This is a genomic window from Rhizobium sp. AN5 (assembly GCF_900215255.1).
Lineage (GTDB): Bacteria > Pseudomonadota > Alphaproteobacteria > Rhizobiales > Rhizobiaceae > Agrobacterium > Agrobacterium tumefaciens.
This window is the reverse complement of sequence record NZ_OCMJ01000004.1, coordinates 256249-270307: the sequence shown is the minus strand read 5'-3', so window position 1 is coordinate 270307 and position 14059 is coordinate 256249. Positions and strand designations below refer to the sequence as shown.

Genomic DNA, 14059 nt, shown 5'->3' with positions numbered 1-14059 from the left:
ACATTGCGGGCGCGGCCCCGCGGAAAAGGAAGAAAACGATGAGCGGCCTGAAATTGCTCGCGCTGGATACTGAAGATCTCTCCGTCATTTCGACGCACATGCAGGACAGCGTCTTCAAACTGAAGGACGTTGCCTTCGAGGCAAAGCAGGGCCAATTCACACTTTCCGCCAATCGTTTCGTCTGGGAAAGCGCGAACAAGAAGAACCTGCCGCCGGAGCGATGCCGCAGCGTGGTTTTCCTGAAGCGGGTCTCCGCTGTCCGCTCGCACGGCATCAATCGCACTGATAAGGAACAGGTGCTTTCGCTTCTCGCAATCCGCTTCGTGCAGAACGGCGAAGGTCCTGATGGCGCCGTCGAACTGACGCTTTCGGGCGGTGGCGCGATCGCACTCGATGTCGAATGCATCGAGGCGCAGCTGACGGATGTGAGCGGCGCCTGGGAAACTGCCGCCAAACCGCAGCATCCCGATAGCGAATAAGCTCTCCACGCCATTGCAACGGTTGCCTTTCGTCACTGTTTCGATTTATGCCACATACCAGAGCCGCATTTTTCTGCGGTGAGTTCGTGCACCTCGCGGGATCGCCGCGAGGAAAATGAGAGGGTAATGGCGTGGCAATCTGGCTGGAGCGGGCATCGGCTGATTTCGAACAGAAATTCGCTGCCTTCCTGACAACCAAGAGGGAAGTTTCGGAAGACGTCAACGCGACCGTTCGCGACATCATCGATGACGTCCGCAATCGCGGCGATGCGGCCCTTGCCCACTACTCCCTTAAATTCGACGGCATCGATTTCTCGAAGGTCTCGATGCGGGTGACAGCGGAAGAGATCGACGCGGCCGTCGCAGCCGTTGACAGCAGCGTCATTGAAGCTCTCGAACTCGCAGCCCGGCGCATTGAAAAACACCATGCGCGGCAGATGCCGAAGGACGATATCTACGAAGACGAGATCGGTGTGGGCCTCGGCTCACGCTGGACGGCGATCGAAGCTGTCGGCCTCTATGTGCCCGGCGGCACCGCGAGCTATCCAAGCTCCGTTCTGATGAATGCCGTCCCGGCCAAGGTTGCCGGTGTCGAGCGTATCGTCATGGTCGTGCCGGCGAATGGCGGCGTGATAAACCCCGCCGTTCTTGCCGCCGCGCGCATCGCAGGTGTTGAGGAAATCTACCGCATTGGCGGCGCACAGGCCGTGGCTGCACTCGCCTACGGCACGGAAACGATCACGCCCGTTGCCAAGATTGTCGGCCCCGGCAATGCCTATGTGGCGGCCGCGAAACGGCATGTCTTCGGAACTGTCGGCATCGACATGATCGCCGGGCCTTCCGAAGTACTTGTCATTGCCGACAAGGACAACGATCCGGACTGGCTGGCCGCCGATCTTCTGGCGCAGGCGGAGCATGACCGTGGCGCGCAGTCCATTCTCATCACCGACAATGCCGAACTCGGCAAGGCGGTGGAGGCGGCGGTGGAACGGCAGCTGAAACGGCTGTCGCGCGCCGAGACGGCAGCGGCGAGCTGGGCGGATTTCGGTGCGATCATTCTCGTCGAAAAGCTCACCGATGCCATTCCCTTGGCTAACCGCATTGCGGCCGAGCATCTGGAGCTTGCCGTTGACGATCCGGACGCGCTGATGGCGCACATCCGCAATGCCGGCGCGATCTTCGTCGGGCGCCATACGCCTGAGGTGATCGGCGATTACGTCGGCGGCTCCAACCACGTTCTGCCGACGGCGCGCTCAGCGCGCTTCTCTTCCGGTCTTTCAGTGCTGGATTTCGTCAAGCGTACCTCGATCCTGCGTCTCGGGCCTGAGCAGCTGCGGCAGCTTGCGCCGGCGGCGATCACCCTTGCCCGTTCGGAGGGGCTGGACGCGCATGCGCGCTCCGTCTCCATTCGCCTCAACCCGGAAAGTTAAGAGATGGCTTCAGGCGATTTCCGGCTCTGCGATGTGGTTCTGGACGATAGCATCGGCCGGTCCACGCCGGACGTGGAGCATGAACGCGCCGTCGCCATTTTCGACCTGATCGAGGAAAACACGTTCGAACCATTCGGCCATGAGGGCGGTCCATACCGACTGCACATATCGCTGGTCGATGCCAAGCTGGTTTTCTCGATCAAGACCGAAGACGAGAAGGATGTCTCAACCCATATCCTGTCGCTGACGCCGTTCCGCCGCATCATCAAGGATTATTTCCTGATCTGCGAAAGCTATTACGAGGCGATACGCTCCTCCACTCCAAGCCAGATCGAGGCGATCGACATGGGCAGGCGGGGCATTCACAATGACGGCTCGCAGACTTTGATGGACCGGCTTTCCGGCAAGATCAAAATCGATTTCGATACTGCGCGCCGTCTCTTTACCCTTGTCTGTGTGCTTTATTGGCGGGGTTAGAGATGAGAGATCCCGCCACGGCTCCAAATGGGGGACAGGCTCCCAAATCGGTCCTCTTCATGTGCGGTATGAACTCCATCCGTTCTCCCATGGCCGAGGTCATCGCCAAACGACTGGTGGCGCCCGGCATCTACATCCAGTCAGCCGGCGTGCGGGCGGGCGAGCGTGACCCTTTTGTGGATGCGGTGCTGGAAGAACAGGGATTTTCGCTCGGCAAACACAAACCGCGTACATTGGACGAGATCGAGGATGATTTTTTCGATCTGATCATTACATTGACACCTGAAGCTCATCACGCAGCGCTTGAACTGACACGCTCGAACTCGCTCGACGTTGTCTATTGGCCAACCATGGACCCAACCGTCATCACCGGCACGCGGGACCAGATTCTGGATGCCTATCGCGAGGTGCGGGACCATCTTGCCAGGCTGATTACCGAACGCCTGCCAGGTAGGCCGCAGCCGGCGGCGGATACGCTTTCAAAAGACTGAGGTTGGGTGTCCGTTTCGATCGGACCAGACACTTCAAACGCCGCACAGGACAGGCATTTATTCGATCCGCACCTCTCATCTGGCGAAAATCGGTTCCGATTTTCGCCGTGATGCTTTAGAGGTTCACAAATGTGCCGGGATTGTGTAGTTTCCGCGCAATTTTCCCGGACACGACAGGTCCGGCACTATCAACAGGAAGAAAACCCTTACATGACAAAAGAAGAAGTCCTCGAATTCCCGGGCATCGTAACCGAATTGCTGCCGAACGCAACATTCCGCGTGAAGCTTGAGAACGAACACGAAATCATCGCCCACACGGCGGGCCGCATGCGCAAGAACCGTATCCGCGTTCTGGCGGGCGACAAGGTACTGGTCGAAATGACGCCTTACGACCTGAGCAAGGGCCGCATCACCTATCGCTTCAAGTAATCCGTTTTCGGCATTCGGACGCCCGGGCAGCGCAATGACCAACTCAAAACAAAAGCTCGTTCTGGCATCCGGTTCGCCGCGGCGTCTGGAACTGTTGCATCAGATCGGCATCGAGCCGGCACGTCTGATGCCGATGGATATCGACGAAACGCCCGTAAAGCTTGAGCATCCGCGCACGCTGTGCCGTCGCCTGTCGCTACAGAAGGCCGAGGCTGCGCATGCGGCGCTGAAGAGCGAGCAGACGTGGAAAGACGCCTATGTTCTCGGCTCCGACACCGTGGTGGCCGTGGGTCGCCGCATTGTCGGCAAGGCCGAATATACCGAGGAGGCTTCCGCAGCGCTGCATCTTCTCTCGGGGCGCAGCCATTGGGTCTATACCGGCATCTGCCTTGTGACGCCCGGCGGTAAAATCCGTCAGAAGGTTGTGGAAACCAAGGTGCGTTTCAAACGCCTTACTACGCGCGAGATCGACGCCTATATCGCCTCCGGGCAATGGCGCGGCAAAGCCGGGGCCTATGGTATCCAGGGCATTGCCGGCTCATTCGTGCAGAAACTGACCGGCTCCTACACCAATGTCGTCGGCCTGCCGCTGTATGAGACCATGTCGCTTCTTTCCGGTGAAGGATTTGAGGTGACGTCGGGCTGGCTCGAAGGATAGACCATGACAAAATCATCTACTGAAGGTGCGGGAAATGTCACGCCGCTTCGGAAAACGAAGCCATGTCCGGAGTGTGGGCGTCCCTCGACACGGGAAGACTATCCGTTCTGTTCGGATCGCTGCCGCTCGCTCGATCTCGCCCGCTGGCTGAACGGTTCCTACGCCATTCCTGTCGCCGACGACGAAAGCAGCGCGGACGAGCAGGACTCGTTCAAAAATTCCTCCGAATAACGTTGCGCCGCCGGAAAATCCGGCGGTGGAATACAGAATATTTTTTAAGACCTTCAGCTCGCAATATATTCACCGGGTTGCCGACAGCCCGAAAGCCATATCAAAAACCGGTTGACGCCCCTCCCCCGGCAGCCATTAGGGTTCCCCGATGGACGCAAGCCTGCAGAAAAGAGTAAGGCCTGGCGCGCTGCTGTTTGCGGTGCTGGCAGTTTGTATTGCCATATTGGCAACGGTGCTGCTTGCCAATGACAAGAAACATCTGAAAAGCCTGCTGAGCTATCTCAACCTTGCGCCTGCCACACGCTCCGCCGAGCAACCAGCCCGGATGAAGCCCGTCAAGCGGCAAAAGGTTACCGCCCAAAAGCTCAATCTACCGCCGCATCTGCTGAAATTCGAGCAAGGCGGCGACAGGGCATCCTTTGCCCGCGACTTCGTTCTGTCCGGCAAGGACCTCTGCGACCGCTTTACCGCGGCGGGCTTTTCCAACCCGCAAGGCTGGCACGCAAGCCCGGTGAAGATCCGCAATTTCGAATGCATGGCCGATCTTGTGGTCGGGGACACGGCGAACGCAGCGGAACGGGCATCGCTTTTTCTCGACATCAGAGGCGAGGCGTCCGACGAGGTTCGCTCTATCAGGATGAAAGTGGTTGCGCCGCAGACACCTGATGGTGCCGTTATTCTGACGAAGCTTGAGGACGCGTTGGCGATGATCATCGAGCAGACCCGCTGGGCGGACCTTGCCAGCATGCTTGAGCCGGCACGCAGGCTGCAACCCTATCAGGCAGAGCATTTCGGTATTTCGGTTTCCATAAAACCGGAGCCGTCGGCGCCGCATCGGCTGAACCTGATTTTGCTGGCAACGGAACAATTGCCGGGACTGAAGCTCACCCGCAGCTTTTTCGACAGCGAGAAATGGCTTCCCGCTGCCACCCTTTCGGATCGACCGGTCCTCTATTTTTCCGTCAGGTAGAACCGCATCCCGAAAACCAACGGCTGGTCAGCCTATCGCTGCCAGTTTATGCCGCCCAGGCAGAATCCTGTCGCTTCGCTGGGCTTGACGTTTGGCCTCCCACTGAAGGGCCGTGCGAACGATGGTTGTGAGATCATTGAAACGCGGCGACCATCCGAGTTCCGACTGGATGCGGCTCGAATCCGCAACCATCGTGGCAATGTCGCCGGCGCGGCGGGGACAACGGATAACCGGGAAATCGTTTCCGGATTCCCGCTGCACGGCATGCAGCACGTCCAGTACCGAATAGCCGACGCCATAACCGCAATTGAGCGTTCGTGTGCCGCCACCAGCACGCAGATGCGCCATGGCGAGCATATGCGCGTCGATCAGATCGCTGACATGGATATAGTCGCGAACGCCGGTGCCGTCAGCGGTCGGATAATCCGTTCCGTAAACCTCCACCTTGTCGCGCCGGCCGGTTGCCGCTTCGCACGCTACCTTGATGAGGTTCGCCACACCCGTGGGGGACGGCCCGGCACGGCCCTTCGGGTCGGCGCCGGCAACATTGAAATAACGCAGCGCCACATAGTTGAAATCATGCGCCTGCACGACATCGCGCAACATGATTTCTGAGGCGAGTTTCGACAGGCCGTAGGGATTTTCCGGGCTGAGAACTGCCGTTTCCGGCACCGGGCCATCAAAGGGTTGGTTCCCATAGACCGCGGCAGTCGAAGAGAAGATGAAATTGCGGATACCATGACCGACTGCCGCCGCAACAAGGGCGCGGGTCGTGCCGGTATTGTTTTCGTAATATTCCAGCGGCTGGCTGATCGATTCAGGGACGCTGACGGAGCCAGCGAAGTGGAAAATGGTCTCGATCTGGTTGTGTTCGAAAATCTGGCCGAGCAAGTCGCGATCGGCGACGTCGCCGAGATAGAAACGTGCCGCTGGCGCGACCGCCCAACGTGATCCCGTCGAAAGACGGTCGACAACAACGACGTCTTCACCGGCGTCGAGCAAAGCCCACACCATGTGGCTTCCTATATAACCGGCCCCACCGGTGACCAGAACAGCCATGACATTACTTCCCTGTTTGCTTTTGTTGCGTCCATCAAAGCCAATAATTCTTCATCATTGATTACTTGCACAGCAAATACCCCACCTATCCCTCGCCCCTATGAAAAGGTGGCTTACGATTGGTTAGCGCAATGAAGTGTGTTTTATTTATTAGATGAAAATGTTCTCATAAATGGAACACAAGGCGCATAGCACAGAAAAGCCCGCACGTCGATTGGTACGCCGTGAGGTTGTAGTTTTAGCGGCTCGCCATGATTCTTTCGGTAGAAAATCTGCCTGCCGCGGCCAAATATTCGGCGCGGCAGGGCGGGCTATCGGAGGATCGCGGTTATCTGCCGAGAATATAGGATGCCAGCCGATCGGCTGCGTCTTCGATCTGCTTTGGGTTGCGCAGGAAGCAAGCGCGGAGAAACAGCTCTCCGCCTTGGCCGAAGGCGGTGCCTGGTGCGAGGCCGACGCCGGTCTTGTCAACGATATCCAGAGCCGTGGCGCGGCTGTCGGTCACGCCGTCCACCTTGAGGAAGGCATAAAGAGCACCATCCGGCTTCAGTGTTTCCACGCGGTTCGTCGCGATCAGCGCATCGCAGAGAATGTCGCGGGATGTCAGAGCGCGTTCGTAGTTCTCGCGGACGAAACCGTCGCCATGGTCGAGAGCCGCGACTGCGCCGCGCTGCATGAACTGCGCCACGCCGGAGGTGGAATATTGAATAAGGTTCTCGATCACCTGCCCGATGACCGGCGGCGCCACAAGCCAGCCAACACGCCAGCCCGTCATGGACCAGTTCTTCGAAAAAGAATTGGCGAAGACGATTTTGTCATCCGGTTCCATCACGTCGAGGAACGACGGCGCACGGGTGCCGGTATAGTGATAAAGCGCGTAAATCTCATCCGCCACGATCCAGAGGTCGTGCTTGCGGGCGAGTGCCAGAACATCGCGAAGATTGTCATGCGTTGCGGTCCAGCCGGTCGGGTTGGAAGGCGTATTGATGAAGAGCGCCTTCGTCTTGCCGGTGATCGCACTTTCCAGCTTGCCGATATCGAGATCCCAGCGACCATCGTGGAAATCGATGCCGACTGCGACCGCCTTCGCGCCCGCCACGCCGATGGCGGCGACAATATTGGGCCAGGTGGGCGTGAGATAGATCATCTCGTCGCCCGGCGAGGTCAGCGCCTGCACGGCAAGCGCAATCGCCTGCATGCCGGAACCTGTTACGTAGAAATGATCTGCGGATAGAGAGGCTGAAAAGTGACGCTCGTAGTAGCTGCTGAGCGCCTGGCGCAATTCGGGAATGCCGCGTTGCCAGGTATAGAAGGTCTCGCCATTGTTGAGCCCGTCGATGGCCGCCTTGTTGATGAAGTCCGGGCTTGGCAGATCGCCTTCGCCGACCCAAAGCGGCAGAAGATTGTCCCGTCCCCGGGCATAATTCACGACCTCGACAATGCCGCTCTTGGGAGCCGCCAGAGAGCGCGCACTCAGACTGTTCAAAATGGACATTAAAGACACTCCGTTTGGTGTCTTCTTATCGCATCGAACGGGCGATATGCATGATATTCCGTGCGACAGTCATGGATTTTCTTTATGGATGGATGCCCGGCGAGAGGGAGCTGACCCATGGGTCAGCAATATCGCGCCGGGACAATCTAAGCTTCAACGCGTCTTCAGCAGATCGCGGATTTCGGTGAGAAGCTTGACGTCTTCCGGCGGCGGAGCCGGTTCCGACTTTTCCTCGATCTTTTTACGGTCGACAGAAGCGCGAAGCTTGTTGACCCCTTTGACCATCAGGAAAATGATCCAGGCGAGAATGAGGAAGTTGATGAGGACCGTCAGAAAGTTACCATAAGCGAAGACAGCGCCCTGATCGCGCGCGGCGGCAAGCGAGCTGGCGGTGACGCTGGAACTGAGTGGCAGGAAGTAGTTCGAAAAATCGAACCCGCCGAAAATCGCACCGACGATCGGCATGATAAGGTCGTTGACGACGGAATCGACGATCTTGCTGAACGCCGCCCCGATAATAACACCCACGGCCAGATCCATGACATTGCCACGGGCAATGAAGGTTTTAAATTCGTTAAGCATCAGATGGTCCCTCTCCTGCTTCGCGAGCTGAAGCTATGTGACTGTCCCTACGGGTTCAACCATATAGATTCCCTGTCCCATTTGGAATTCGTCAAGATTGCATTTATTAGGCTTTTTGCACGGTAGTCTTGAACTTTATGATCAGACCGCGCTCATTCTCAACGGCGCGGAATTCGCCTATGCTCGTTTTCAGGGATTGTTGCATGGGGAGGATGCGTGCTTCCTGGGTGGATCATATTCGGTTCGGCCTTCGCTTATGTCCTGCTGCTGTTTGCGGTTGCAAGTTATGGGGACAGGAACAGCCGGAAAAGAAACGCTCCCAAAAAGGGGCGCCCGTTCGTCTATGCGCTTAGCCTGGCGATCTATTGCACCTCCTGGACCTATTTCGGCGGCGTCGGGCTTGCGGCGGACAAGGGGCTGGAATTCCTCGGCATCTATACCGGGCCGATCCTTGCCTTCACCATTGGCATGCCGATCATTCGCCGCATCGTGGAGCTTGCCAAAACCGAAAAGCTGACGTCGGTTGCCGATTTCATTGCCGCCCGCTACGGCAAGAACTCGACCGTGGCGATGATTGTCGCCATCATCGCGCTTGTCGGCGCCATTCCCTATATCGCGCTGCAATTGAAGGCCGTTTCCAGTTCGGTGGCGACGATGGTCGATCCCGGCGATTACGGCATTGGCAGCGGCAACCTCTATTTCCTCGATCTACCGCTGCTCGTCACCATCGTCATGGCGGGCTTCGCCGTCATGTTCGGCACCCGGCATACCGACGCGACCGAACATCAGGACGGGCTTATTCTGGCAATTTCGATGGAATCGCTCGTCAAGCTCGTCGCCATGTGCACCGTCGGCTTTTACGTTCTGTTCGTCCTCTTCGACGGCCCCTCGCATTTGTGGGAACTTGCGTCGGGCAATGAACGGGCCATGCGGGCCATATCCTATCACACGCCCATTAGCCGCTGGATCGTGATGACCCTGCTTTCCGGTTTCGCGATCATCCTGTTGCCGCGCCAGTTCCATGTCACCGTGGTTGAAAATCGCACGCCGGAAGAGCTGCGCATGGCGGGATTCCTGCTGCCGCTTTATCTGATTGCGATCAACATCTTCGTGCTGCCGATAGCGCTTGCCGGAATTTTGACGCTCGGCGCCAATGGCAACGCCGATCTTTACGTCCTGCAATTGCCGCTTGCGCATCAGATGCCGGTCGTTTCGCTGATCACCTTCATTGGCGGATTTTCGGCGGCGACCGCCATGGTGATCGTTGCCTCGGTCGCGCTGTCGATCATGATTTCCAACGACATCGTCATGCCGATCTTTTTGCGGCAGAAGCTGTTGAACCGCTCGCCGCACCGGGACAACTTTGCCAAAACGCTTCTCAATATCCGCAGAACAGCGATCTTTGCGGTGATGCTTCTGGGCTACGGCTATTACCGTGCGGCCGATAGCGCCACCGGGCTTGCCTCCATCGGCCTCCTGGCATTTGCCGCCATCGCCCAGATGGCCCCTGCCCTTTTCGGCGGGTTGTTCTGGCGACGCGCCAATGCGCGCGGTGCGATTGCCGGTTTGAGTTCCGGCTTTTTTGTCTGGGCCTATCTACTGTTTCTGCCAAGCTTCGGCGGGCCTGATAATTCGGAGGTCGCGGCCACCGTGCTCGGCTTCCTGTTTTCCGGCAGTACGGTCTTCAACGGTCCCGAGGCCGACCCTTTTGTGAACGCGGTCATCCTCAGCCTGCTCGTCAACAGCATGGCTTTCGTGCTTGGCTCGCTTTCACGTAACCCGCGACCGGTGGAGCGCATCCAGTCCGGCATCTTCGTGAAGCGCCATTCGAAATCACAATTCGCCACGCGCGGCTGGAAAACCCGCGTCAGCGTCGGCGATCTCAAAAGCGCGATTGCCCGTTATCTCGGTGAAGAGCGCATGCTGCGCTCACTGGCGACCTATGAAAAGACGGCGGGCAGGAAGCTCAACGACGACCAGCCCGCCGACATGGCGCTGATCCATTTCTCCGAACAATTGCTGGGCAGCGCCATCGGCTCCTCCTCAGCCCGTCTCGTGCTGTCGATCATTCTCCAGAAGGCGGAAGACACCAGCGCCGACACGGCCTGGCTGCTGGATCAGGCAAGCGAGGCGCTGCAATATAATCAGGACATGCTGCAAACGGCGCTGGCGCAGATGGACCAGGGCATCGCCGTTTTCGACAGCTCGCAGCAGCTGACGATCTGGAACCGGCGCTTCCGCACCCTTCTCGATCTACCTGAGCAATTCGGGCAGGTGGGGCTGCCGCTGACGGACATCGTTTCCATGCTGCAGGAGCGCGGCGACATGCCGCCGGGCGACACGGAACAGCTGATCACCAGTTTCCTGACCATGGACCTGCCTTTCTCGCTAGTGCTTGGCGGCGGCGAACGCATCATCGAAGTGCGCTCCAACACCATGCCGGACAAGGGTATCGTCGCCACCTTCACCGATATCACGCAGAGAGTGGCGAGCGATCAGGCACTGAAACAGGCCAATGAAACGCTGGAGCAGCGGGTGGCGGAGCGCACCGTCGAGCTTACCCGCGTCAACCGCGAACTTGCGGAGGCAAGGGCATCGGCCGACGAGGCGAATATCGGCAAGACACGGTTTTTCGCTGCCGCCGGCCACGATATCCTCCAGCCGCTGAATGCCGCCCGGCTTTATTCCTCCTCGCTGGTCGAGCGGCTTGGCGCCTCGGGGGAAAGCGATCTCGTCCAGAACATCGATTCGGCGCTCGAGTCGGTAGAGACCATTCTCGGCGCGGTGCTCGATATTTCCCGCCTCGACACCGGTTCGATGAAAGCGCGCATGACATCGGTGCCGCTGAACGAGTTGCTGAAACGCATCGAAACCGATTTCGCGCCGATGGCGCAGGAAAAAAACCTCGATCTCGTGGTCATGCCCACCTCGCTCACCGTCCGCTCCGACCCCAACCTGTTGCGGCGGCTGATACAAAACCTCGTCTCCAACGCCATCAAATACACGCTGAGTGGCAAGGTCATCGTTGGCGCGCGCCGCCGGGGAGGCGATGTCGTCATTCAGGTGACGGATTCCGGCATCGGCATTCCCGCATCCAAATTCCGCACGGTTTTCAAGGAATTCGCCCGGCTGGATGAGGGTGCAAAAACGGCCTCCGGCCTCGGACTTGGCCTTTCCATTGTCGACCGGCTGTCGCGCATGCTGCACCATCCGGTACAGCTGATTTCCACACCCGGAAAAGGTACGACATTCCGTATCCACCTGCCGCGCGAGGCAGACCGCCTGACGCCCGCCAAGGCCGCTGGCGGGATCGCCAATCCAACGGCGAGCGACCGGCTTGCCGGCGTCAGAGTACTCTGCATCGACAACGAGCCGAAAATCCTCGAGGGCATGACTTTATTGCTGACGGGATGGGGCTGTGAGGTGTTGCCCGCAGGTTCGGTGGCCACACTCGAAGAACCGTTCCTGACAATGTCGGCGGCGCCGGATGTCATCATTGCCGATTATCATCTCGACGACGGCGACGGTATCAGCGCCATCCGCCTGATCAGGACATTCTACGGCAAAACGATCCCTGCCCTGCTCGTGACGGCGGACCGCAGCCCGGAAGTGCGCAGCGATGCGGAAAAATACGGGATTTCCGTCCAGCATAAGCCGGTCAAACCGGCGGCGCTGCGGGCCTATATCAACCAGATATCCGGCACGGCCCGCGCGGCGGCAGAATAAAAAAGCTCCCGGACCTTGCGATCCGGGAGCTCTTCGACTTTCAAAAATTCGAATGTCAGGCCGCGCGGCTCAGCCGATCCCTGCCGGTCGCCGAGCCCTGCTCCATCTGAAAACGCTGAACCAGATCGAGCAACGCTTCCACTTCACCCGATAGCACCCTGCTGGCTGCGCTCGACTGTTGGGCAAGCGCCGCGTTCTGCTGAGTCATCTGATCCATCTGGTTGACGGACCCGTTGACGTTGTGGAGCGCGGAGGACTGATCCTGCGTCGCCGTCGCGATGGTTTCGACATGCTGGCTGACGGCGACGATCTGATGGCTGATGGCTGAAAGAACCGTGCCCGCTTCCTGCACCAGCTTCGATCCGGAGCTCACCTCATGCGTTGACTGGTTGATGAGCTGCTTGATTTCACGTGCCGCGTCTGCGGAGCGTTGTGCAAGTTCACGCACTTCCTGCGCCACGACCGCAAAACCTTTGCCCGCCTCGCCCGCACGCGCAGCCTCGATGCCGGCATTGAGGGCGAGAAGGTTGGTCTGGAACGCGATGTCATCGATGACCTCGATGATCTGCTCGATCTTGCGCGAGGCGTCTTCGATACGGCCCATGGCGTCCACGGCATTGCTGACGACCGAACCGGAACTGTCGGCGCTCTGTTTGGTGATGCGGACGGCCTCGTTGGCTTCGCGCGCCCGCTCGGCCGACGATCTGACCGTTGCGGTGATTTCCTCGACAGCGGCTGCCGTCTCTTCCAGCGAGGCCGCCTGATTCTCCGTGCGCTTCGACAGATCGACCGACGATTGCTCGATTTCAAAACCGCTATGCTGGATGACCAAGGTGCGCTCGCGGATTTGCCCCAGCGCATCGCGCAGGTTGAGAAGGGATTCGTTGAAGTCCGTGCGCAGACGATCCAGACGGCCGTTAAAGGGTGTCTCGATCGTTCGGCTCAGATCACCGCGCGAAAGCCTGCCGAGACCGGACGCGATCTCGCTGACTGCGAATTCGATCTGGCCGTCCAGCTCCTGCTTCTCGGCATCGTTGCGGTGACGCTCCGATTCCGCCAAGGACCGTTCCTCGGCGCTTTTGCCCTCGATCGCGAGTTTCTCAAGCGCATTCTCGCGGAATATCACCAGAGCGCGGGCGATGTTGCCGAATTCATTGGTATTGGTGGCATAGGGGATCGGCGTATCGAGATTGCCGTCCGAAAGCGACTTCACCGCATCGGTAAGCTTGCCTAGAGGCTGCAGGGTGCGCCGGATGACGAAATAGGCGAGCAATCCCACGCCGACCATGGCAAGCGCGCCACAGATCAGCATCAGGTCGCGCAGGCCGAAAATCTGGGCTTCGTAGACGGCCATGGGAACGCCCACGAAAAGAATACCGACGGTCGCTCCGGACTTGTTGAGAACCGGCATGTATCCGGTCATGTAATTGGTGCCGAAAAGCGTGGCGGCGCCGAAATAACCCTCGCCCTTGGAGACCTTTTCGAAAGCGGGATGGTCGGTGGCGAGCTTCGTGCCCGCTGCTCTCTCGCCCTTTTCGTTCTTCAGATTGGTGGTCATGCGAATATAATCGCCGGCCTTGGCTTCAAAAACCGTGGCGATGCCGCCATTACCGGCAGCCGTGCGGTCGACTAGATCATTGTCGCGCAGTGTCCCGATGCTGGCGCGGCCGATACTCTTGAGCTCTCCATCCACCATTTCGAGGGCCACGCCGCCGACCTTCATCTCGTAAAGGATCGCCATGCCGCGCATCGCGGTGTGCGTGTCACGCAGCGCAGTGGTGATGATATTGTCCTTTAGGCGAATGTATGTCGAAAAACCAACTGCCGCGACGCTGAGCGCAATCAGGCCGATCGTCAGCACGACGACCTTACCCGCAACGGACTTAAAGAGCCGGTTGTGCATGAAACAGTTCCCCAAAACCAAACTTATAAAAGTTCTAGTTGGCAACTGTTAAAAAAACGCGAAGTACCGATAGCAGCTTTTAGGGTGGATTACACAAGCCGCGCCGGCGCCTGCCGGCTTACAGGGACG

General features: G+C 58.8%; 13 protein-coding genes. 9 read left to right on the top strand and 4 right to left on the bottom strand.

Annotation, left to right across the window (positions count from 1 at the left end; all coding sequences use genetic code 11):
• Nucleotides 1-38: 38 nt before the first annotated feature.
• The 8 genes from CRP02_RS13565 to CRP02_RS13530 all read left to right on the top strand — a co-directional run bounded on the left by CRP02_RS13565 (nucleotide 39) and on the right by CRP02_RS13530 (nucleotide 5165).
• Nucleotides 39-479 carry a DUF2948 family protein gene (locus CRP02_RS13565; protein WP_097171469.1) on the top strand — a complete coding sequence of 147 codons (441 nt, stop codon included), beginning with the start codon at nucleotides 39-41 and terminating at the stop codon, nucleotides 477-479.
• Between the two features lie 131 nt (nucleotides 480-610).
• Nucleotides 611-1909 (top strand): histidinol dehydrogenase, encoded by a 1299-nt coding sequence (gene hisD, locus CRP02_RS13560; RefSeq protein ID WP_097171468.1) that lies wholly within the window; start codon nucleotides 611-613, stop codon nucleotides 1907-1909.
• Between the two features lie 3 nt (nucleotides 1910-1912).
• Nucleotides 1913-2386, top strand: coding sequence for a UPF0262 family protein (locus CRP02_RS13555; protein WP_003515052.1), 474 nt, complete (start codon nucleotides 1913-1915; stop codon nucleotides 2384-2386).
• A 2-nt stretch (nucleotides 2387-2388) separates the two neighbouring features.
• On the top strand, nucleotides 2389-2877 hold the full coding sequence (locus CRP02_RS13550; RefSeq protein WP_065688347.1) for a low molecular weight phosphatase family protein: 489 nt from the start codon (nucleotides 2389-2391) through the stop codon (nucleotides 2875-2877).
• A gap of 210 nt (nucleotides 2878-3087) precedes the next feature.
• Nucleotides 3088-3306 carry a translation initiation factor IF-1 gene (infA, locus tag CRP02_RS13545; protein WP_003493814.1) on the top strand — a complete coding sequence of 73 codons (219 nt, stop codon included), beginning with the start codon at nucleotides 3088-3090 and terminating at the stop codon, nucleotides 3304-3306.
• Nucleotides 3307-3340: 34 nt separating this feature from the next.
• On the top strand, nucleotides 3341-3964 hold the full coding sequence (locus CRP02_RS13540) for a Maf-like protein (protein WP_003515050.1): 624 nt from the start codon (nucleotides 3341-3343) through the stop codon (nucleotides 3962-3964).
• Between the two features lie 3 nt (nucleotides 3965-3967).
• Nucleotides 3968-4195 carry a DNA gyrase inhibitor YacG gene (yacG, locus tag CRP02_RS13535; RefSeq protein WP_097101500.1) on the top strand — a complete coding sequence of 76 codons (228 nt, stop codon included), beginning with the start codon at nucleotides 3968-3970 and terminating at the stop codon, nucleotides 4193-4195.
• A gap of 148 nt (nucleotides 4196-4343) precedes the next feature.
• Nucleotides 4344-5165: a DUF6030 family protein gene (locus CRP02_RS13530; protein WP_097171467.1), complete on the top strand. Its 822-nt coding sequence runs from the start codon at nucleotides 4344-4346 to the stop codon at nucleotides 5163-5165.
• 27 nt (nucleotides 5166-5192) lie between these two features.
• Here CRP02_RS13530 and galE read toward each other — a convergent pair whose 3' ends face one another.
• The 3 genes from galE to mscL all read right to left on the bottom strand — a co-directional run bounded on the left by galE (nucleotide 5193) and on the right by mscL (nucleotide 8301).
• The gene (gene galE / locus CRP02_RS13525; protein WP_097171466.1) at nucleotides 5193-6224 is read right to left on the bottom strand and encodes a UDP-glucose 4-epimerase GalE; all 1032 of its coding nucleotides are present in this window, start codon (nucleotides 6222-6224) and stop codon (nucleotides 5193-5195) included.
• A 328-nt stretch (nucleotides 6225-6552) separates the two neighbouring features.
• Nucleotides 6553-7719 (bottom strand): pyridoxal phosphate-dependent aminotransferase, encoded by a 1167-nt coding sequence (locus tag CRP02_RS13520; protein WP_097171465.1) that lies wholly within the window; start codon nucleotides 7717-7719, stop codon nucleotides 6553-6555.
• A gap of 153 nt (nucleotides 7720-7872) precedes the next feature.
• Nucleotides 7873-8301, bottom strand: a complete 429-nt coding sequence (gene mscL / locus CRP02_RS13515) for a large conductance mechanosensitive channel protein MscL (RefSeq protein ID WP_003515034.1) — start codon at nucleotides 8299-8301, stop codon at nucleotides 7873-7875.
• Between the two features lie 216 nt (nucleotides 8302-8517).
• Between mscL and CRP02_RS13510 the strand changes: the two genes are divergently transcribed.
• Nucleotides 8518-12027, top strand: coding sequence for a hybrid sensor histidine kinase/response regulator (locus CRP02_RS13510; protein WP_097171464.1), 3510 nt, complete (start codon nucleotides 8518-8520; stop codon nucleotides 12025-12027).
• Nucleotides 12028-12082: 55 nt separating this feature from the next.
• Here CRP02_RS13510 and CRP02_RS13505 read toward each other — a convergent pair whose 3' ends face one another.
• Nucleotides 12083-13930, bottom strand: coding sequence for a methyl-accepting chemotaxis protein (locus CRP02_RS13505; protein WP_097171463.1), 1848 nt, complete (start codon nucleotides 13928-13930; stop codon nucleotides 12083-12085).
• Nucleotides 13931-14059 lie beyond the last annotated feature (129 nt).